This is a genomic window from Paraburkholderia sediminicola, from assembly GCF_046030555.1.
GTDB lineage: Bacteria > Pseudomonadota > Gammaproteobacteria > Burkholderiales > Burkholderiaceae > Paraburkholderia > Paraburkholderia sediminicola_E.
On record NZ_JAQQCH010000017.1, the window covers coordinates 42,553 to 62,695 of the forward strand.

Annotated in this window: 15 protein-coding genes; 10 read left to right on the forward strand and 5 right to left on the reverse strand. The window is 62.0% G+C overall.

Annotation, left to right across the window (positions count from 1 at the left end; translation table 11 throughout):
• The first annotated feature begins 75 nt into the window (after nucleotides 1–75).
• The 4 genes from gmd to PQQ52_RS23035 all read left to right on the forward strand — a co-directional run bounded on the left by gmd (nucleotide 76) and on the right by PQQ52_RS23035 (nucleotide 4,805).
• Nucleotides 76–1,194, forward strand: coding sequence for a GDP-mannose 4,6-dehydratase (gmd, locus tag PQQ52_RS23020; RefSeq protein WP_408216307.1), 1,119 nt, complete (start codon nucleotides 76–78; stop codon nucleotides 1,192–1,194).
• Nucleotides 1,195–1,199: 5 nt separating this feature from the next.
• On the forward strand, nucleotides 1,200–2,159 hold the full coding sequence (locus PQQ52_RS23025; RefSeq protein ID WP_408216309.1) for a GDP-L-fucose synthase family protein: 960 nt from the start codon (nucleotides 1,200–1,202) through the stop codon (nucleotides 2,157–2,159).
• A gap of 114 nt (nucleotides 2,160–2,273) precedes the next feature.
• Nucleotides 2,274–3,416, forward strand: coding sequence for a glycosyltransferase family 4 protein (locus PQQ52_RS23030; RefSeq protein ID WP_408216312.1), 1,143 nt, complete (start codon nucleotides 2,274–2,276; stop codon nucleotides 3,414–3,416).
• A gap of 54 nt (nucleotides 3,417–3,470) precedes the next feature.
• A complete protein-coding gene (locus tag PQQ52_RS23035) occupies nucleotides 3,471–4,805 on the forward strand; it encodes a glycosyltransferase WbuB (RefSeq protein ID WP_408216315.1) in 1,335 nt (444 codons plus the stop codon).
• Between the two features lie 31 nt (nucleotides 4,806–4,836).
• Here PQQ52_RS23035 and PQQ52_RS23040 read toward each other — a convergent pair whose 3' ends face one another.
• On the reverse strand, nucleotides 4,837–5,343 hold the full coding sequence (locus PQQ52_RS23040; protein ID WP_408216317.1) for a hypothetical protein: 507 nt from the start codon (nucleotides 5,341–5,343) through the stop codon (nucleotides 4,837–4,839).
• A gap of 176 nt (nucleotides 5,344–5,519) precedes the next feature.
• On the opposite strand from PQQ52_RS23040, the gene PQQ52_RS23045 reads away from it, so the two are divergent.
• The 3 genes from PQQ52_RS23045 to PQQ52_RS23055 all read left to right on the forward strand — a co-directional run bounded on the left by PQQ52_RS23045 (nucleotide 5,520) and on the right by PQQ52_RS23055 (nucleotide 10,907).
• Entirely contained in the window at nucleotides 5,520–6,140 is a 621-nt protein-coding gene (locus PQQ52_RS23045) for an LbetaH domain-containing protein (RefSeq protein ID WP_408216320.1), read from the forward strand.
• Nucleotides 6,141–6,368: 228 nt separating this feature from the next.
• Nucleotides 6,369–8,111: an FAD-dependent oxidoreductase gene (locus PQQ52_RS23050; protein ID WP_408216323.1), complete on the forward strand. Its 1,743-nt coding sequence runs from the start codon at nucleotides 6,369–6,371 to the stop codon at nucleotides 8,109–8,111.
• A 381-nt stretch (nucleotides 8,112–8,492) separates the two neighbouring features.
• The gene (locus PQQ52_RS23055) at nucleotides 8,493–10,907 is read left to right on the forward strand and encodes a glycosyl hydrolase family 95 catalytic domain-containing protein (RefSeq protein WP_408216325.1); all 2,415 of its coding nucleotides are present in this window, start codon (nucleotides 8,493–8,495) and stop codon (nucleotides 10,905–10,907) included.
• 101 nt (nucleotides 10,908–11,008) lie between these two features.
• Here the strand turns inward: PQQ52_RS23055 and PQQ52_RS23060 are convergent, their stop codons facing one another.
• Nucleotides 11,009–12,235, reverse strand: coding sequence for a glycosyltransferase (locus tag PQQ52_RS23060; RefSeq protein WP_408216327.1), 1,227 nt, complete (start codon nucleotides 12,233–12,235; stop codon nucleotides 11,009–11,011).
• Nucleotides 12,232–13,725: an O-antigen ligase family protein gene (locus PQQ52_RS23065; RefSeq protein WP_408216329.1), complete on the reverse strand. Its 1,494-nt coding sequence runs from the start codon at nucleotides 13,723–13,725 to the stop codon at nucleotides 12,232–12,234. Before PQQ52_RS23065 ends, PQQ52_RS23060 begins: the two co-directional genes overlap by 4 nt.
• A gap of 282 nt (nucleotides 13,726–14,007) precedes the next feature.
• Here PQQ52_RS23065 and PQQ52_RS23070 point away from each other — a divergent pair, with 282 nt between their 5' ends.
• On the forward strand, nucleotides 14,008–15,192 hold the full coding sequence (locus tag PQQ52_RS23070; protein ID WP_408216331.1) for an acyltransferase family protein: 1,185 nt from the start codon (nucleotides 14,008–14,010) through the stop codon (nucleotides 15,190–15,192).
• A gap of 17 nt (nucleotides 15,193–15,209) precedes the next feature.
• Here PQQ52_RS23070 and PQQ52_RS23075 read toward each other — a convergent pair whose 3' ends face one another.
• Nucleotides 15,210–16,400 (reverse strand): glycosyltransferase, encoded by a 1,191-nt coding sequence (locus PQQ52_RS23075; protein ID WP_408216334.1) that lies wholly within the window; start codon nucleotides 16,398–16,400, stop codon nucleotides 15,210–15,212.
• Between the two features lie 349 nt (nucleotides 16,401–16,749).
• Between PQQ52_RS23075 and PQQ52_RS23080 the strand changes: the two genes are divergently transcribed.
• Both PQQ52_RS23080 and PQQ52_RS23085 read left to right on the forward strand, forming a co-directional pair.
• The gene (locus PQQ52_RS23080) at nucleotides 16,750–18,003 is read left to right on the forward strand and encodes an oligosaccharide flippase family protein (protein ID WP_408216336.1); all 1,254 of its coding nucleotides are present in this window, start codon (nucleotides 16,750–16,752) and stop codon (nucleotides 18,001–18,003) included.
• Nucleotides 18,000–19,085, forward strand: coding sequence for a glycosyltransferase (locus PQQ52_RS23085; protein ID WP_408216338.1), 1,086 nt, complete (start codon nucleotides 18,000–18,002; stop codon nucleotides 19,083–19,085). Before PQQ52_RS23080 ends, PQQ52_RS23085 begins: the two co-directional genes overlap by 4 nt.
• Nucleotides 19,086–19,123: 38 nt before the next feature.
• Here the strand turns inward: PQQ52_RS23085 and PQQ52_RS23090 are convergent, their stop codons facing one another.
• Nucleotides 19,124–20,128 (reverse strand): hypothetical protein, encoded by a 1,005-nt coding sequence (locus PQQ52_RS23090; RefSeq protein WP_408216341.1) that lies wholly within the window; start codon nucleotides 20,126–20,128, stop codon nucleotides 19,124–19,126.
• Between the last annotated feature and the right edge of the window lie 15 nt (nucleotides 20,129–20,143).

Here is a 20,143-nt window from a genome sequence, read left to right on the forward strand (position 1 = left end):
GGCGGCTTCATGACGGGGCCGATCACCTGATTGTGCTATGCGCTGGCATCGAAGATTAACGAGGGGGAAAGTTCCATGAAACGCAAGGTCGCGCTGATCACCGGCATCACTGGACAGGACGGGTCGTATCTCGCCGAGCTGCTGCTCGCCAAGGATTACGACGTACACGGCATCAAACGCAGGTCATCGCTGTTTAATACAGACCGTATCGATCATCTCTATCGCGACCCACACGATCCGGATCAGCGACTCTTTCTGCATCACGCGGACCTGACCGACTCGACCAGCATTCTGCGCGTGATCCAGCGTGTGGAGCCCGACGAGATCTATAACCTCGCGGCGCAGAGCCACGTGGCGGTTTCGTTCGAGGAGCCGGAATACACGGCTAACGCGGACGGCCTCGGTGCGCTGCGGATTCTCGAAGCAATCCGGATTCTCGGGCTTCAGCACAAGACGCGTTTCTATCAGGCTTCGACCTCGGAACTGTACGGCCTTGTGCAACAGATCCCGCAGTCGGAGACCACGCCGTTCTATCCGCGCAGCCCATACGCGGTTGCCAAGCTGTTCGCGTACTGGACGACGGTCAATTATCGGGAAGCCTACGGGCTTTATGCCTGCAACGGGATTCTGTTCAATCACGAATCGCCGGTGCGCGGCGAGACCTTCGTGACGCGCAAGATCACGCGCGCCGTGGCGCGGATTGCCGTGGGCATGCAGAAAATACTCTATCTCGGCAATCTGTCGGCGTTGCGCGACTGGGGCCATGCGCGCGACTACGTGGAGATGCAATGGCGCATGCTGCAACAGGAGCAACCGGAGGATTACGTCATCGCCACCGGCGTGCAGTACAGCGTGCGTGACTTCGTCCGGCATGCCGCGGCCGAACTAGGCGTCACCGTGCGTTTCGAAGGCACTGGCGTGGATGAAATCGGCGTCGTCGAGAAGGTGGAAGGGCGTGAGGTCAAGATGTCGCCCGGCGATGTGATCGTGCGTGTCGATCCGCGCTATTTCCGGCCCGCCGAAGTCGAGACGCTGCTGGGTGATCCGTCGAAAGCCCATGCCAAGCTCGGCTGGCAGCCGACCACGCCGTTCAGCGCGCTCGTCAAGGAAATGGTGCGCGCGGATTATCAGATTGCACGACGTGACGCACTTGTCACGCTGGCCGGTTTCACGGCGTTGGAACATCACGAGTAACGGCGATGAACAAACAAGCACGCATTTTCGTCGCGGGCCACCGTGGCATGGTGGGCTCCGCGCTGGTCAGGCGGTTGAATGCCGAGGGCTACCACAACGTCGTTACGCGTTCGCGGGCAGAAGTCGACCTGATGGATCAGGCTGCCGTGAACGGCTTCTTCGAGCGGGAGAAGATCGACGTGGTGCTGCTCGCGGCCGCGCGCGTGGGCGGCATTCTCGCCAATGCGTCGCAGCCGGGTGAGTTCATCTATGAAAACCTGATGATCGAAACCAACGTGATTCATGCTGCGTATCGCGCGCAAGTCGAGCGGCTGGTGTTCTTCGGTTCTTCATGCATTTATCCGAAGCAGTGTCCGCAGCCGATCCGCGAGGAGTATCTGCTGACGTCGCCGCTCGAGTCGACCAACGACGCCTATGCAATTGCGAAGATTGCCGGTCTCAAGCTGTGCGAGGCGTACAACCGCGAGTACAACACGCAGTACGTCTCGTTGATGCCGACCAATCTGTACGGCCCTAACGACAACTACGACCTGAACAGCAGCCATGTCTTGCCGGCTCTGCTGCGCAAGGCGCACGAAGCGAAGGTGAACGGCGCCGCGACCTTGACGGTGTGGGGATCGGGCACGCCACGCCGCGAGTTTCTGCATGTCGACGACCTCGCCGCGGCGACACTGTTCGTGCTCGAACACAACGTGACAGAAGGCCTGTTCAACGTCGGGATTGGTGAAGACCTGTCGATTCGCGAACTGGCCGAATGCATCTGCAAGGTGGTGGGTTTCGAGGGTGAACTCGTATTCGACGCGTCCAAACCCGACGGCACGCCGCGCAAGTTGCTCGACGTATCGCGGCTCGCGCAAATGGGTTGGCACGCGACCACTGGTCTCGAGGAGGGCATCGCGTCCACGTATCGGGAATTCGTTGAATTACACGCCGGCTCGACGTCTGTCGCCGCCCTGCATGCATAAGCGCGCACTAAAGAGCCGTTGAGCGCGGTTCTGGAATTGAGGGAATGCGTGGGGCGTTTCGCGCGAGTGACGTGCAACGCACACAAGGACGATTTTTCGAGGAGTGGCATAAAAATGACCGCGTCAGTCACGATCTTCCACAACGTCGTATGGTCGCGTCACAAGGGCGTCGTGTTCTCTGCCTTGCATAACATTTCGTCGTCCGGCGCGATCCGCTACTCGATGGTGCAGATTGCGGATACCGAGCACGACCGTGTGGGTTTTTCAGATGTCGACTATTCGTACCATCGCTATCCGATGCAGAAGCTGTTCGACGGTTGCTACGAAGATGTGCCCACGATGAAGATGATCGCGCGGCTGACGTGGGAAGTGTTGCGGACCAAGTCGGATCTGATCGTTCTGCCGGGCTACCACCGTCCGGAATATTGGGCGATGCTGGCGGCGTGCATTGTGACCGGCAAGCGTCGCGCGGTGTTCTGCGATTCGACCGCGCGCGACCGGCCCAAGAAGCTGCTGACTTCGATTCCGAAACGCGTGTTCTTTTCGCTCTGCGACGGCTATTTCGGTTTCGGCGAGCGCAGCCGGGAGTATCTGCTTTCACTCGGCGCGAAACGCGACAAGATTTTCGTGCCGTGCCAGGCCGCCGCCTTGCCTGGATCGTTCTCGCCGGAGCGTGCGCTGGTCGAGCGGATTGCCGCGCGCGCCGGCAATCCGCCGGTGTTTCTCTACGTGGGCCGTCTTTCGGAAGAGAAAGGCATTGGCACGCTGATCGAGGCGTTCGCCGGTTTGCGGCGGCGTATTCCCGCAGCGAGGCTGCGCATTGTCGGCACGGGACCGATGGCGGAAATGCTGCACGCGAAAGTGGCTGAACTCGAACTGGGCGAAGCGGTGACGTTCGCCGGCAGTTTGCAGGACGAGCCGCTCACTCAGGAATACTACGGCGCGACCTGCATGGTGCTGCCGAGCTATAGCGAGCCGTGGGGACTCGTCGTCAACGAAGCGCTTGCGCACGGCTGCCCCGCAGTGGTCAGCGAAAGTTGTGGTTGTGTGCCGGAGCTGGTGATCGACGGTGTGAGCGGCTATGCATTTACGGCGGGCGATGTCGCCGGATTGCAGCGCACGATGCTCAAGGCGATGGAGGCTTTCGCCGACGCGGGCGGCACGGCGCACCGTTGTATGGATGTGATCCGTCGTTTCGATCCGCCTTCTGCAGCCGCCAATATCGCTCGTGGCTGCGCGCTGATGCTGAGCGACTGACGCGCCTCACGGCCCGTCGCGCCTGCGAAGCTCTAACACGTTCTGGCAGTCACAATGAAGATCCTGATCTACGGCCTCAACTACGCACCTGAACTGACCGGGGTGGGTAAGTACACGGCGGAAATGGCTGCGCTTCTGGCCAGCCGCGGCCACGAGGTTCGCGTGGTGTGCGCGCCGCCCTATTACCCCGAGTGGCGTGTTGCTGCGGGCTACGTGTCCTGGCGGTATCAGCGCGAGATACGCGATGGTGTGACGATCTGGCGTGCGCCGCTGTGGGTGCCGGCGCGTCCCAGCGGCCTGAAGCGGATGCTGCATCTCGCGAGTTTCGCGGTGAGCTCGTTGCCGCTGCTCGCCCGGCAGGTGCTATGGCGCCCCGATGCCGTGATGCTGATCGCGCCGACGCTGATCTGCGCGCCTGCCGCGCTAGCGCTCGCGCGCGTGATTCGCACACGAGCCTGGCTGCATATACAGGACTTCGAAGTCGATGCAGCTTTCGACCTCGGTCTTCTGAAAAGCTCGCGCGCGGCCCGAGTGGCACGCTGGATCGAAAGCACGCTGCTGCGGCGCTTCGATACCGTGTCGTCGATTACGCAACAGATGAGCTCGCGTCTGGTGGCGAAGGGTGTCGAACCGTCGCGGGTTGTGTGCCTGCCCAATTGGGTGGATGTGTCGACCATCTTCCCGTTGACACACGCGAGCGATTACCGGCGTTTGCTGGGCATTCCGGTTGACCAGAAGGTGGTGCTGTACTCGGGCAACATGGGCGCGAAACAGGGCATCGAAACGCTCGCGGATGCCGCGGCATCGCTTGTCACACGTGCCGATGTCACTTTCGTTTTCTGTGGCAGTGGCGCGGCGAAAGAGAGTTTGCTGGAACGCTGCGCGGGATTGACGAACTGCGTTTTCATTCCGTTGCAACCGGCGGATCGTCTGAACGAACTGCTCAACCTCGCTGACATTCACGTTTTGCCGCAACGTGGCGATGCCGCGGATCTGGTGATGCCTTCGAAGCTCACCGGTATGTTCGCAAGCGGACGTGCGGTGGTGGCCATGGCGCGGCGCGGCACGGGTCTCTACGAGGCGGTGTCGCCACGCGGCGTGGTGGTGCCGCCGGACAACGTCAAGGCTTTGGCGGCGGCAATCACCGTGCTGGCGAGCGATCGCGAACGCCGTGCGGCGCTCGGCAAGGCTGCACGCAATTATGCGGAGCGCGCCCTATCGCCGGAGTCGACGATCGCCACTTTTGAAGCGCGGCTCGCGGCGCTGGTTCGTGAGTCACGTGGCAAGCATGCGGAGGTGGAGGTGCCGTATTTCGGTGGCCCACGACCTTCAACCGCTGCGGGCCAGCGACGCAAGCCGGCTACAAGGGAGGAAGCCGCGCCGGATTGATCCGGTACGCGGCCATCTCATGAATGCAATGTCACCACGGGGATCGATAGACGGCGTGTTTGCCCGGATCGTACGGATCGGCGTAAGTGGCTTTCGCTGCGCCTTCGGGCATCAAGCCGTCGGCCGCATTCGGACCGCCTGGCTGGCCGGCCACGCGCACCTTGCCATTGGCGGCGGCCTGCGCCTTATTGCGCTGACCCTTGCCCACGATGGGCTGGACGCCTTGGCCGCCGCCCAACACCGTCATGCGTTGTTCGTCCAGCAGCGCTGCCTGTTGGGCATCGGCGGTATTGCCTTGCTGCGCGTCTGGCGAACCATATTCATGCGGGGCGCCAAGCAACTGCGCTTCGCTGTTGCGACGCGCAGCGCCCGGGTCGGCGCGCGCAGCTGGGGTGGGGGTGCCGTAGGCGGTCGCAGCCGTGGCGGCAAGGGTCGGTGCAGCGGGCGCGGGGGGCGCGTTCTGCGCGAGCGCCGGTGCGGCACACGTGGCGATGGCGAGAAGCAGCGAGGTTGTCGTATGCCGAAACAGGGTGGTCATCGTATGCCCCGGGGAGATGCGGTCTCAATAGAGCTATCGTGCGCCAACCAGCACGTGGGGAACCGCCAAAACGCTTGCCCGTACGGCCATGAAGGCAGCTTCAGTAAGGAGTCGAAACATAATGTAAGCGTGGTGCGACGGTGTGTTGATTCAGGTTCGTGGTCTGGAGAAAGCTGATGGGTAACGTTGCCGACGATCCGCAGATCGGGCGCACGCCGAAAGTCGAAGGCGTCCGCGAGGATGTCCGCGTCATCGATCTCAGCCAGGCCGGAAAGGGCAACTATCGCGCGAAGCGCGGTGCCCTGATCGAGCTCATCTGGTTTGTCGTTGAAGCGTGCGTGATCAACAACAAGTTGCTGCCTCTCTCGTCGGTACGGGTTGGGCTATTGCGTCTGTTCGGCGCGAAGATTGGCATGGGGTGCCGTTTCGTGCATCCGCTGCGCGTGAAGTCGCCTTGGAATCTGGAAGTGGGCGATAACTGCTGGTTCGGCGTCGACGTCTGGATCTACAACCAGGCGCTGATCCGCATCGGCTCGAACGTCTGTATTTCCCAAGGCACGTTCCTGAGCGCCGGGTCTCACGATATGAGCACCACGATGGATTTGCGCGTCGCGCCGATCGTCATCGAGGACGGTGTCTGGATCACCTCGAAGTGTGTTGTGCAGATGGGTGTGACGATCGGCCGGTCGGCCGTGGTGACGCCCTTGTCCGTCGTGCACCGTTCGCTCGATCCAGAGGGCGTGTATGGCGGCAACCCGTGTCGTTTTATCCGGAACCGTTTCGATTCCGTGACCTGAAGCACAGAGAGAAAACCGCAGCGTTTATACGCTGGGGAGGCCAAGTCGTTGACAAGCCGGCATGTCGGCGGCCGCAATGGGATTGTCGATCGATTCTTTAATCGACACTCGCGGCGATGCCGATGAGGTGTTCGGTAACGACGCGTGCGTGGTTTGCTTGCCAGCCCCGGTTGGATGAGTAGCCGGATTGACGCACTCAGAGATGCATGATGAAGATGGGGAGTAGGGATGTTCATCGATACTCGCACTGTTGAACACAACACGGCCGTCGAAACGGCGGTGTGCATCATCGGCGGAGGGGTCGCCGGCATTACGCTTGCGCTGGAGATGTCGAGGGCGGGAGTCGACACCTGCATGCTCGAGAGCGGGGGCTTTGGGCCTGATGACGAAACGCGCGACCTCTATCGCGGCGAGAACGTTGGGCTTCCCTATTCTTTCGCGGACGGCTCGCGTAGCCGCTACTTCGGCGGCAGCAGCAACTGCTGGGGTGGCTGGTGCCGTCCGCTCGATCCGTGGGACTTCGAGAAGCGCGACTGGATCCCGCACAGCGGCTGGCCGTTCGGCCTCGACGAACTGGCGCCGTACTACGCGCGCACACATGAATTGCTGAAGCTCGGTCCGCAGAATTTCGACCCTGCTTACTGGGAACGCGAAATCGGCCGCCATGACGTGCGCCGCATACCGCTTGCGACTGGCGATATGCGCGATACGGTCGCGCAGTTCAGCCCCCCTGTGCGTTTCGGCAAGGCGTATCGCGACGAGTTGTCGCGCTCATCGCGGGTGCGCGTGTTTCTGTACGCGAATGTCCAGAATATCGACGCCGACGCTCAGGGCACGTCCATTTCGCGACTTCAGGTGGCGACCGTCAGTGGACGCAAGATGACGGTGACCGCCAGGATTTTCGTGCTGGCCACGGGCGGCATCGAGAATGCGCGCCTCCTGCTCGCCTCGAATAACGTGCAGACGACGGGCCTCGGTAATGCCAACGATCTGGTGGGCCGCTACTTCATGGATCATCCGCGAATGATGTCCGGCAAGGTGCGTTTTCGTCCGGGCAACGCTCGCAATAAACTATATGACATCAAGTATCACTATCAGAATGCCGCGGTGTCTGCACACGGCACGAAGATATCCTCACAGTTCGCACCGAAGCAGGAGTTGATGGAGCGCGAGAAGTTGTTGAATTCGCGCGTGTGGCTCTATTCGCGCTGGTACGGCGAAGGCACTGCAGGGTCCGAGGCACTGATCCACTGCAAGGAAGCGCTGTTGCAGAAAGACCAGCCGGGGCGCAGCCTGAAAACCGATCTCGCGACGATGATCGCGCATCCGCTGCATACCGTGGGTTATGGCTTAACGCGGCTCCTGCAATGGCCGGCGCTGATCACCGATGTGACGTTGCAGGCGATCGTCGAGGCGGTGCCCGATCCCGATAGCCGCGTGACGTTGTCGTCAGATAAACGCGACCGGTTCGGCATGCCGCGCGTGAAGGTGGAGTGGCGTCTGGGCGAACAGGTGCAACGCACCTTCGACAAAACGTTCGCGTTGCTCGCGCAGGAGTTGAAGATGGCCCGCATCGCGGACGTCGAACTCGACGCGCCGCTGGAAGGCCGGCGCTGGCCGGCGAAGCTGGAGGGCACGTGGCACCACATGGGCACCACGCGCATGCACGATTCACCACGTGAAGGCGTGGTGGATCGCGATTGCAAGGTGCATGGGATAAGCAATCTCTATGTGGCGGGGAGTTCGGTGTTTCCGACTGTCGGTGCCAACTTTCCGACCATCACGATTGCCGCGCTTGCGCTACGCCTCGCCGGCCATCTGGTGCGGCAACTCGACGTTCCGGATATCGTCGGCAACATGCGGTGCGACGCCGCCAACAATTCGCTGATATCGATGCAGCCGCAGCAACCTCAAGTCGAAACCCTGCCGATCGCAGCCGCGACTTTGACGCCGTGGATGAAGGAGCAATGAAGAACAGCCGGTGACGGTGCGCGCGCGACGGCGCGCTGTTATCGGCTCGATGCTCGGGCGTCTCGCGCATGTCGCGCACGGGCACACACGCATTGCTGTCCCGCTCACATAGCGGGAAATACCGCCTGACGCCCCCTCGCTTCGCTCTGTTATTTCTGCGTCCCCTCCCGCGCCCCGCCCATCGATTTGCAGATGCACAAAACCCTCGCCGGGCGTATGCCGTGCGTCTTCGCGTCGGGGAAGTAGCCGAATCCTGATGCCGTTTTGCTGCGCGCGTACCGAGGGAAAGACCTAATGTCTGGAGAATCCCGGTGAAGTGCATATTTGCACAAACTATTCATAGGTGGATTTTCGGGGAAACTTCGCGAACCAGGAAACAGGATGAAAATCTCCGTCAACCAGAAGCGTCGCAGGCTCCTCAAGCTCGGCGGTGTAGCCGCCATCCTGCCAGTGACAGGCACCGGCAACCATGCCGCGATACGTTCGGCACAAGCCGGCGAGCCCGGCACCTCCCCAACCACCGATTCACTTTCCGCTTCCGCACAAGCTGCTTCACCGCTCACCTCCGCCGATCAGGCACTGCTGTTCCAATACGATCAGCCGGCCGTCGAATCCAACATCCAGTTTCAGGGCCTGCCGGTCGGAAACGGCCGTCTGGGTGCGCTGGCAGGCGGCGCGAGCGAGAGGGAGGCGCTCTACCTGAACGAGATTACGTTGTGGTCGGGCAGCAAGGACGTCGTCGACCTGTCCTATACGACGACAGGCATGGGCACCTATCTGTCGCTCGGCAAGCTTTATATCGATCTGCCCGGTCATGCCGGTGCCACGAGCTACCAGCGTTCGCTCGACATCAGCAATGCACTCGTGCGCACGCAGTACAGCGTCGGCGGCAGGACCTACCGGCGCGAGATCTTCAGCAGCTTTCCCGACAATGTGATCGTCGTGCGGCTTACTTCGGACGGCGGCACCTATAACGGCACCGTCTCGCTCATCGACGGGCAGGGCACCCAGACCATCGGCGAGTCGAATCACGCGATGTCGTTTTCGGGTTCGGTTAGCGGTAGCGGAGAGCTGTACGCCTCATACCTGTCGGTCATTCCGGATGCGGGCACCGCGCGGTTCGACTCCGCCAATGCGCAGATCACGCTGCAGAACTGTCCGGCACTCACGATCATCTTCGCCGCGCGTACCGACTACACCGGGCGCTACGTCGACAGTTACCTGACAGGCATCAACCCGCGCAGCGCCACGATCGCCGACGTGACGAACGCTTCGGCTCGAGGCTACTGGGATCTGCTGTGGCGCCATGTGCGGGACTATCGCGGGCTCTTCGGGCGTATGGAGTTGAACCTCGGCACCTCGAGCGCCGCGCAGAAGGCGATGCCGATCCCGGCCCGCCTGCAGGCGCGCGGGGCGAACGCCGCTGTGGCCGATCCCGAACTCGAAGCGATGTACGTGCAGTTTGGGCGCTACCTCACGATCTCGTCGTCGCGCGGCTCGATGCCCGCGAATCTGCAAGGCTTGTGGAGCACCACGAACAACCCGCCGTGGATGGCCGATTACCACACCGACATCAACGTGCAGATGAACTATTGGCTCGCCGACCGCGCCGGTTTGCCTGAGTGCCAGCTGCCGTTTGCCGATTACGTCACCGGGCAGTTTCCGTCGTGGGTCCAGTCCACGCGGAATCATTTCAACGATGCCGCCAACGTGAATTACAGCAATTCGAACGGCAAGGTGGCGGGCTGGACGGTGGCGATTTCGACCGGCATCTACGGTTCGATCGGCTGGGATTGGAGCCCGCCTGCGAGCGCGTGGTATTGCCGCACCTTGTGGAATCACTATCAGTACACGCTGGACAAGCGCTACCTGGCGAACATCTATCCCGTGATGAAGTCCGCTTGCGAGTTCTGGCAGGCGCGCCTGATTCGCGACCCCGTGACGGGGCTGCTGATCGACGACAAGGACTGGTCGCCGGAGCAGGGTCCTCACCAGCAGCTTGGCATTACCTATGCGCAGGAACTCGTCTGGGATCTGTTCACCAACACGGTCGCCGCAAGCCAACTGCTCGGCAAGGATGCAGATTTCGCGCAGACGCTCGCGACGATGAAGGCGCAGCTCTATCTACCGAAAGTGAGTCCGACGACCGGGCAGCTTCAGGAATGGATGAGCGACAGTGTTGTCGGCGAAACCGGGCACCGGCATCTGTCGCCGCTGATCGGCTGGTTCGAAGGTGAGCGCATCACGCTCGACAGCGATCCGAAGCTCGTAGCCGGCGTGAAGGCGTTGCTGACCGCGCGCGGCTTCAACTCGTTCGGTTGGGGGCTGGCATGGCGAATTGCCTGCTGGGCGCATTTCCACGACGCCGCCACCTGCTATTCGATGATTCCGAAGCTGCTGAACTACTCGGCAGGCAACGATGGGGTGAATGGCACGTTTGCCAACATGTTCGATGCCTACGCGCTGTCGAGCAATTCGTCGGCATTCCAGATCGATGCGAACTTCGGTGGTCCGGCGGCGATACTGGAAATGCTGCTGCAAAGCAGGATGGATCGCATCACGCTGCTGCCCGCTTTGCCGGCGCAATGGGGCACGGGAAGCGTCAAGGGGCTGCGGGCAAAAGGCGGGTTTGCGGTGGATCTCGCGTGGAGCCGTGGGGCGTTGTCTTCCGTCAAGCTCACCAGCGTAGGCGGGACGCGGACGAACCTGTTCTACGGTAACGCTTCGCGAGCGGTCGCGATACCCGAGAACGGCACGGCGAGGTTCGACGGCAACCTGCGGCCCGTTTCCTGGTAGCCTCACATCGAAACCCTGCCGATCGCGGTTTCGAACTTGACGCCGTTGATGAAGGGGCAACGAAGAACAGCCGGTGATGGTGGACGCCAGGCGGCGCACCGTCACCGGGTCGGTTGAGTGCTCGGTTGAGTCGCCCCGCGCAGCGTGGTGTGCGCGTTTTCACGCGTTTCGCTGGCATTGCCCTTCGTTTCCAGCAGAGCCGTCAACGCGCTGACCATGGTTTCAATCCGGAAGCGGGTTTGAAATGTGCTGACCGCCTGAGCGCGCATGATCGTGCGAGCGGTATCGTCGAGTTCGAGCCAGCGCACGAGATTCTTTTCCGTACCGTCGACGGTATCGGCGGCAACCATCCCCGCGCCGTCCGCTTCGATCTCGCGCCACACGTTGACCTTGTCGGAGATCAGCGCCGGCAGTCCGCAGCCGAGCGCCTCGGCAACCGCCACGCCGAAGTTTTCCTGATGCGAGGGCAGAATGAACACGTCGCTTGCATGAAACGCGCCCCACTTGAGATCGCCCTGCAGCATCCCTGGCAGGCTGATGCGATGCGCGATGCCGGCCGCCTGGGCCTGGGCGCGCAGACTTGCCACCCAGCCGGTCTCGTCGGGACCGGCAATCATGAGATGCAGCGACGGGTCGCGGCTCGCGACGCGCGCGAACGCATCGATCAGCAGATCGCAGCCTTTCTTCGCATGCACGCGACCGAGAAATAGCACGATGCGTTTGCCGCGCAAACCGGGCACGGCTTGCAGGAATGCTTCGCGCAAGGGCTCGGCTTCGAGCGGCGGCACGGTCGTGCCGTATGGCACGATCCGCTCATGCGCCCGGTATAGCCAGAACGATTGACGGGCGCGCGTGCGCTCTTCGTCGGTCGTAAAGATGACGGCGCGCGCATCGCGCAGCACCCGGTATTCTGCCCACGGCCAGTACAGCCACTTCTTCAGATGCTTGAGCGGGTAAGCCTGTTTGAACCATGGGTCGAGCATGCCGTGCACGTACACGTAGTAGGGCACGCCGCTTCGACGCAGCGCTTTCCACGCCGCGAAGCCGTGGTACTGCCACAAACCGTGCACGATGACAGCGTCGAACCGGTTCGCGTTGGCGGCGAGCCACGGTGCGAGTTGCACGCTATAGCTGTAGCGGCTATTGACGGGGCCGAACGCATGAACCGGAAACGGGAAGGCCGCGAGGTAGGCGTCGCCCGGCGCATCGCAGGTGGCCACTTCAATTTCGTGTCCGGCGTCCTGCATCGCGACACCGCTGCGGCGAACGCCTTCAACCGGACCACCCGCGCGTGGGTCGATGCTGGCAAGCAGATGGAGAATTTTCATCGGACGATATTCGATCGATTGGTGCGGCGCGTCGACGTAGTGCGCGACACGAGGGCGCCGAAGTGACTGGAGCCGGGCGCAGCGGTTGCCGCGCGTGACATGCCGAGCGCCGTCGCGAGATCGGCGCGGCCCATGCCGGGCCGGATTCTGCCTGGCAATTCAGGCATGGCGGCCGGGCGCAAATGCGGGGGAGTGGGCGCGCGCCTCACTCGCGCCGGCAGCGCGCGCTGCAATCGCGCGTGCGTGGCGATCATCAAGCCGAGGGCAATGCCGAATATCAGCCCTGAGAAACGCGGCCCGAGCGGATTGCCGCCGATCGAGGTGGCCGGCAACGCGGCAAACAGCATGATGGCGCGTCCTAGCACCGGCAGCATGGGCGCGTCGGGAACGACCGAGCGCCAGTAGCGATACGAGAAGAAGCAGATCGCCAGCGCAGCCAGGGTCGCCAAAGGCATGGCGATGCCGAACAACAGCCCGCCTGCAAACAGTTGATAGATCCAGAAGTTGTGACCCGCAGCCCATTCATTGATCGCGTAGAAGTCTTTCTCGCTGATCTGGCCGGCGAGGTCCGGCAGATACGCAGGGGAATAGCGATAGTAGTGCCCGTAGCCTGCACCAAACAGCAGTGTTTCCGGCGACGCTGTCACCTGGTCATACTGATCGCGCATCTCGGCGAGGCGGGTGATGGTGGTCGGATCTTTGCCGGTAACGGTTTCTTCCGACGCGAAAATGCGCTGCGTCCAGTGCTCCGCGACGGTCGGAAAGCTCAGCGCCGCGATGCCGGCCACGCCGGCCAGTACGGCGCCTACGATCACCGTGCGCGCGGCCGCGCGCCAGACTTGCTGGATCGATGGCGCGGACAGCGCCATGGCAATCAGAAACAGCAATACGGTGCCAACCAGCAAACTGCGTGTGACGCTCAGCAATTCGATGATTACGCTGCCGGCGAACACAGCGATGGTGAAAAAGGAAAAACGCCTCGCGACGATGAATTCGTGCAGCAGCACGGCTTGCAGTCCAAGCAACGTCACGGAGATGATGCGGTAGCGGACGTCGTCGAGATCGCCTCCAGTCGCCATGCCATAGACGAAGGTAAACACGAGACTGACCACGTTGGCGAAAAACAGCGCTTTCTCGAACTGCGAAATTCTGTATTCGCTCCACGGTCGGCAGGCCACGAGATAGCCCAGTGCGAACAGCACGAAGGGGAGCAGAACGCGCAGATAATTGCCGGTGTCGTTGTCCTGAATGAACTGGGCGACGATGCTGCCGAGCACACACAGCAGCACGCTAAAGGTGACGATCGAGCGCAACCGCGAGCGGTCGCGAAAGCGCGGCGCAATCAGCACGAGGGCGAGCCCCGCAGCGATTACCGGGATCACGAGTCCGGACTGCGCGAAATGGCCTACGTTGGCGTTGGTCGCCTTGTAGTCCAGCGCAAGCGGTAACAGAAAAAACCATATCCATAGCGTCGCATACTGATGGCGCATTGCTGATTCCTCCCCGTGCTGTCGATCCGCCGTCGGTCTATAGCGGACGGTCTCGCATCGGGTCATTGTGCGGGAATATCCTCGCTTGCCAATTCCGCGCTTGCGGTTTCGTCGCCCATTGCCTGGGTTCTGGCGACAGGGGCAAGGGCGGCCCCTGCAAGACGCGCGCACACTTGCTCATGTTGTCGGCCAATGTCTTGATGTTGGCGCGCACGTGCGCCTTACGCCACCGAAGATGCAAAAAGGGACATGCGCCCGTGAATGGCGATAGGGGAGAACAACATGAAATTATTCGGCGGGGCGAGATCCGTAACAGCCGGACGGGCCATCGAACTGGATTTCGTGCGCGGCATCGCCATTATCATGGTGATGGGCTTTCATTTTCATGCCGTTCATACCGACAACTTCCTGATCCAGATCATCGAGTACCCTCTGAAGAGTTTCGGGCGGGAAGGCGTCAATCTGTTCTTCACACTCAGCGGTTTTCTGGTTGGCGGCCTGCTGCTTCGACAGTACGCCGAAACCGGTAACATCAACGCAAAGCGCTTTATCGTCCGGCGGATTTTTCGCATCTGGCCCGCGTATTACGTACTGATCGCATTTCATGTGCTGGCCGGACGCCATCCGTGGAATACGTTTCTGATTCAGAATTTGACCCACCTGCAGAACTATCTGGGCACCTCGATTACCCAGACCTGGAGTCTCGCGGTCGAAGAACACTTTTATCTCGTTCTGCCGGCGCTGCTGTTGCTATTCGCGCGCTGGCGCCTCAGTGCGTGGACGATTGTCAGCGTGCTGACCGCCATCTGCGCGGTGGTGCTCACCGCGCGCTGTTTCGCGGTGGCGGGCGGCGACCTGGAGGGCGCTTTCGCGTATACCCAATATCGCATCGACAGTCTGCTGGTCGGTGTGATTCTGTCCGCGATCTACTGGATGAAACCGGCCGTTTATCAACAGATCGCGAAGCACAAGTGGCTACTTATCGTGAGCATCGTGCTGCTGTGCGCGTGGCTCGCCCTTGCGACGAAACACATCGCGCTCGACGAAAGCATTGGTTATACGATTCAGGCGCTCGGTTTCGCCGCGCTGATCGTGTTCGTGCTGGAGTATTCCGGATCGCTGCGTTCGTCGTGGGTGTATCGCGGGGTCGCGTGGATTGGCCTCTATTCGTACGGCATCTACCTATGGCATTCGCTCGCGCTTGCCCCAGGCGACATGCTGATTCGCAAAATGACCGCCATGGGTCTCGCGCCGAGCGTAATCTGGATCGTGGCGCTCACCGCGCAGTTCGCTTTCGCGATTGCGATCGGCTATGTGACCACGCGCGCGATCGAGTATCCGTTCCTGCTGATGCGCAACGCGCTGTTCCCGGCCAAGCGCAATAGTGCGGTGCGCGAAGAGGTGCCGGAAGTGCCGGAAGTAGCAGAAGTACCGAAGGTGCCTGTAACGGGCGGCCAGTTGTCCTGACCTTCCGATTTTCCGGATCAGGCCATCTGCTGAAGCAAGGTCTGCTTGAATTGCCCGAGCGTATGCCGTGAGAGCAGATCTTCGCGTGTCGACGGCGTGGCCTGCGGCGCATGCGGCCAGGAGGTCATCGTCTCGGTAATCGCCTTGCCGATCGAGGCGGAACTGAGGTCGCTCAGGATCGGCCCCAATTCGCAGCGCCGGCTGAACCAGCCGATCAGTCCGTCTTCCGTTGCAATCACGGGCTTGCCGAAACGGTAGGCCTGCACGAGCACGCCGCTCATTCCGTAATGTCCCTTGTAGCCTAGCCAGACTGCGTCGCAGGCGGAGAACAGATCACGCTCGACGTCGTTCGCAATGAACGAATCGAGTACCAGCGGCGCGGGCGTGAGGCCGCGCACATGATTGCGCATGAAATGGCGCGTGCCCGCGTCCTGCTCACCCGCGACGATCAGCGTGGGCGCATGCTCCAGGCGGGTCAACGCGTGGACCAGTTCGTAGATCCCTTTGCGTTCCGTGATCGCACCGTACACCAGCAGATAACGTTGTGTGGGGTCCAGTCCGAGTCGTTCGCGGGCTTGTACCGGGTTTTCCGCACGCTCGTCGGGAAATGGGTCTGCTACATAGGCGATGGCGGCGCTGGTCTTCGAGGCGCTGCGTGCCGCCCACTCCGTTAAGGTGGGATCGATCGTCAGGAGTGTGCGCAGTCCGGCGGTCCGGATCGCGCGCTTGAAAAGCAGCGCCTTGACCGCATTCACGATCGGTCGATCAGGCGACTTGATGCCGACCTTGTGATGATGGAAAGTCGAGCGCATTGTGATGCCGATCCACGGGGTCTTGCCGAACGGCGAGCCGAGAAACGGCAACGCGTAGAAGAAGTAATCGACATAGGGCACGACCACGAGCCTGATCGGCTGCGCGCGGCCGACGATCCGGCAGACGCGCTTGAAATAGCGGTGAAAGCGCGAGTACTGGTTCGACTGGCGCAGCAGCCCGCGTGGCCGTTCTTCGGGATCGACGAACGCGATCTGCAGATCCGCGCGATTCGCGGCGACGATCTGTCTGGCGAGCCGATGGTCTTCGTTGGCGGATTCTGTCGCGAGGATGCATGGATAGCCTGCTTCCGTGCAGGCCTGCATGGTCCATTCGACATAGCGCCAGCGATGTCCGGTGAGATTGGGTTCCACAATCAGAACGTAGTCTTGTTCCATCGATTCAGTGGTCCGCGGTGGTCGAATGCGTTGTGGAAAAGCAAGCTCGCGCCCGCTGTCTGGAGCGCTAACTGAACAACGTTAGCATCGGCGACATGAGGGGACCTGTCTATTTGACCCGTTCTGTGGGTAAACGTACTAGCGCGCCATGGCTTCGGCTGAACTGGCCTAGCTGATGGCGGTTGTTGCCGATTCTCTCGCGGTAAGGTCATATATAGCGTTCGATGAAAAAGCTCGCCAGTTCGCTGGTGCGACCTAACTACTTATGCGCCAGCGGCGTTTCGCAGCGATGCATTCAATCGCTGTGTGCGGCCGATTCAACGGCGTTCCGATTCGACGGAGATACAGTTTGCGGGCGATCAGGCTTCCGGCGCTCTCAATGGCGTCCAGCTTCGGCGCGAGCGCGGCGACCTGGGTGCTATTGCAGCAGTTCGCCGTGCGTGGACTCGTAGCGGTCAAGTTTCTGGCGATTGGCCGGCTGCTTGGTCCGGCCGCGATCGGCAGCGTGAGCGTGGCCTTGCTCGCGGTGGCGATTGCCGAGGCGTTATCGGACACGGGTCTTGCGCAAGCGGTTATCCAGGGCGAACATCCGCCGACACGTTCGCAACTCGGCGCCCTATGGACGACGCTAACCGCGCGCGGCGTGCTTATCTCGCTGCTGCTGGTGGCGCTCGCGCCATTGCTGAGCAACCAGTTTCATCTGAACGGTTCACTGGTGCTGATTCAGCTTGCCGCGCTGCTGCCGCTCTTGCGCGGACTGGCATCGCCAACGTATTACCTTGTGCAGCGCGAACGGCGCTTCCAGCATATTGCCGGCGTCGAGATTGCGGCGGCATTTGTCGATTGTTCGGTCGGGCTGGGGCTCGCGTACTTTGGTGCCGGTGCGGCCTCGGTGCTGATCGGCCTCGTGGCCGGCGAAAGCCTGAAAAGTACCCTGACCTGGGCGACGATGAACCCGCGGCCGCCGATCCGCGCTGTGTGGTCGGGCATCGGTCACTACGTGGGCTTCAGCCGCTGGATCTGGGCGAGCAGCGTGATCAATCTGCTGCTCAACCAGTTCGACAAGGTTGTAGTCGGCAAGCTGCTCGGCCCGGCTCAACTGGGTGGCTATCAGATGTCGTCGCGGCTCGCGCAGATGCTGCTCGCCGATGCCGCGATTGCCATGTCGCAGTATCTCTTCCCCACCTTCGCGGCGCGTCATCGGCGCAATCCGCAATCGGCGTCGCGGCTCATCAAGATTTATCTTCTCGTGATCGCGATCGGGCTGGCGGGATTTGTCGAGGTGCTGAGATTGATCGCCGAGCCGCTCTTCTCGCTGATTCTCGGCGCGGCCTGGTTGCCTGCGGTGCCGCTGTTCAGAATTCTGGTGATCAACATGGCGATTGGCGCGTTGATTGCCGTGCTGGTTGCTTATCTGCGCGCGGTGGGCGATGCGAAGGCGACCGTGCATGCGTCGCTGATTCAGGTTGTCGTGCTGCTGGTCAGCGCGCCGCCGGCGGTTCACTGGTGGGGCGTGACGGGCATTGCCTGGTCCATGACCCTTGGCCTTGGCTGCGCCGCGGCGTGGATGCTGTTCAGAACGCTGACTGCAAGGACGCCATGATTCGTGTGTTACATCTGGTTCTGGCGCCGCGTTTGTCGGGCGCCGAAACCCTCGCCAAGGATCTCGCGATCGATCAGAGCGCCGAGGGCATGGCTGTGTGCGTGGCCTCGCTGTTACCGGTACATGCCGAGTTCATGCCTTTGCAGGACGAACTGCAGAAACACGGTGTGCAGTGCTGGTTTCCGCCGCGGCGTCACCGCCTTGCGGGCAAATTGTGGAATCTGTTCTTCGTGGTGCGGCGCTTTCGCCCGGATGTGATTTTCGCGCACGCCACGATTCCTTCGTTTTATGCGCGCGCGTTGCCGCTGCGCGTGCCGGTCGTCTACGTCATGCATTCCGCGACTAACGATTTCGAGCGACCGCTGTTCCGGCGCGTCGAGCACATCCTGTCGGGACGTGCCCGGATGGTGATCGGTGTATCGCAGCAAGGCGTGACCGACTACGTGCGGGCGGTCGGGCCGCATCCTTCGATGACGGTGGTCCCAAACGGTGTTGACCTCGGGCGTTTCGCGTTCACCGACGGTGTGGCGTATAGCGGCCGTGCGCCTCAGGTTGTGCAGATCGGGCGGTACACGTCGGTGAAGAATCAGCTTCTGACGGTGCGCGCTTTCGCCAAAGTGCTCGAGCGGGTGAGAGATGCACGCCTCGTGCTGCACGGCGTGGTCGAAGATCCGGATTACCACCGCACGGTCATGGGTCTCGTGCGGGAGTTGGGGCTTACGGAACGTGTCATGGTGGCCGGTCCGCGCAGCGATGTGGCGAGCGTATTGTCGGAGTCGAACGTGTTCGTCATGCCCTCGCGCTTCGAGGGACACAGCGTGGCGTTTCTCGAAGCGTTGGCCTCCGGTATCCCGATCGTCGCGAGCAAGATTCAGCCGTTTGCCTTCGCTAGCGGATTTCCCGGCGTGCAGTTGGTCGATACCGACAATTTGCCGTGCTATGCGGATGCCGTTGTCGCGGCATTAGGGCAGGCGCGGGCGCAACGCTCGCTTGCCGGCCTGACGCTCAGGGATACAGCGGCCCGCTATCGGGCCATCGCGCATCAAGTCAGCGCCGGCCGTCTGGCCGTCTCGATCAGTTAGCTTACCCTGGCAGCGCCTTTGCGCGTGACACATCGAGGTCAATGGTGACTGATGGCGAGACCGCGTTCGTCGGGTGTCGCCTCGGGCGCGGGTGTTGGTTGCCACGTGCTCGCCAGCTCGGATTCGTGCATCGCGATCGTCACCAGGCGCTGAGCTTCCTTGCTGCTCGAATCGACCTGCAGCGCGTCGCCGGCCTTGCGCCAGACGCATGCCCATCGTGCCATATAGCCGCACCCTCGCGCCACGCTCAGCAGCGCGTCCCGCTGCTGTTCACGTTCGCTCACCGTTGCGCGCATGCGCAGTGCGTCGGGATTATCCGGCTGTGCCGCGATAGCCGCCGCCAACCGCACTTTCGTCGCCGACAGATTGTTCTGCTGCAGATTCGCGCGGGCGGCCCTGATCTGCTTCGAGGCATCCGCACGAGGTCTGTCGGGCGGGCTGTTGGTCTGGCCGCCTGGGTTGTGCTTCGTCTCAGTTGATGCCACCACCGTGCGCCGCGGAGCCGGCAGCGTAGCAACCGGTGGCGGGATAGGGGGAGATCGCACGGGCGCGAGCTTCGCCGGCCTTTGAGCGACGAACACGGGCGCCGACCGCTGAGCGACGGCAACCGGCGGTCTGACGTTCTGGGTTTTCACTTTGCCGGATACCGCGATAGGCGTGCCGTCGACCGAGTCGTTGCTGTGTATGAAGCCCAGGTACACGGCCGACGCCACGACCAATACCGACACGCCGAGCGCTATCGGTTGGCGCAGTCTCTGCATGACCGGGACGGCAACCTGCGACTCAAGAATGACCGCATACGGATCGGTTAAATCTCGTGAGGACGGGCGCCAGATTCGCGGCGTCGTCAGGCGGGTTGCCAGCATCGGTTGGGCGTCGCCGAGCGGCATGTTCAGGGAGGAGGGCGGCGTGGCACGCGCGTCGAACGAATCGAGCGGACGCGCATTGCACGCGATGCACGGCGTAAAGCGACCGGCTAGCGGCGCACCGCAGTGCTCGCATTGGGGGTAATCATGCTGATCGGAAGTAGCGTCGCTAAGCATTGCCGTGTCGCAAAT

Excerpts from the sequence above, each read along its gene's own strand:
- PQQ52_RS23030 (WP_408216312.1), top strand. The coding sequence starts at position 2,274 with ATGACCGCGTCAGTCACGATCTTCCACAACGTCGTATGGTCGCGTCAC.
- PQQ52_RS23035 (WP_408216315.1), top strand. The coding sequence starts at position 3,471 with ATGAAGATCCTGATCTACGGCCTCAACTACGCACCTGAACTGACCGGG.
- PQQ52_RS23055 (WP_408216325.1), top strand. The coding sequence starts at position 8,493 with ATGAAAATCTCCGTCAACCAGAAGCGTCGCAGGCTCCTCAAGCTCGGC.
- gmd (WP_408216307.1), top strand. The coding sequence starts at position 76 with ATGAAACGCAAGGTCGCGCTGATCACCGGCATCACTGGACAGGACGGG.
- PQQ52_RS23085 (WP_408216338.1), top strand. The coding sequence starts at position 18,000 with ATGATTCGTGTGTTACATCTGGTTCTGGCGCCGCGTTTGTCGGGCGCC.
- PQQ52_RS23075 (WP_408216334.1), bottom strand. The coding sequence starts at position 16,400 with ATGGAACAAGACTACGTTCTGATTGTGGAACCCAATCTCACCGGACAT.
- PQQ52_RS23025 (WP_408216309.1), top strand. The coding sequence starts at position 1,200 with ATGAACAAACAAGCACGCATTTTCGTCGCGGGCCACCGTGGCATGGTG.
- PQQ52_RS23050 (WP_408216323.1), top strand. The coding sequence starts at position 6,369 with ATGTTCATCGATACTCGCACTGTTGAACACAACACGGCCGTCGAAACG.
- PQQ52_RS23090 (WP_408216341.1), bottom strand. The coding sequence starts at position 20,128 with ATGCTTAGCGACGCTACTTCCGATCAGCATGATTACCCCCAATGCGAG.
- PQQ52_RS23065 (WP_408216329.1), bottom strand. The coding sequence starts at position 13,725 with ATGCGCCATCAGTATGCGACGCTATGGATATGGTTTTTTCTGTTACCG.
- PQQ52_RS23070 (WP_408216331.1), top strand. The coding sequence starts at position 14,008 with ATGAAATTATTCGGCGGGGCGAGATCCGTAACAGCCGGACGGGCCATC.
- PQQ52_RS23040 (WP_408216317.1), bottom strand. The coding sequence starts at position 5,343 with ATGACCACCCTGTTTCGGCATACGACAACCTCGCTGCTTCTCGCCATC.
- PQQ52_RS23060 (WP_408216327.1), bottom strand. The coding sequence starts at position 12,235 with ATGAAAATTCTCCATCTGCTTGCCAGCATCGACCCACGCGCGGGTGGT.
- PQQ52_RS23045 (WP_408216320.1), top strand. The coding sequence starts at position 5,520 with ATGGGTAACGTTGCCGACGATCCGCAGATCGGGCGCACGCCGAAAGTC.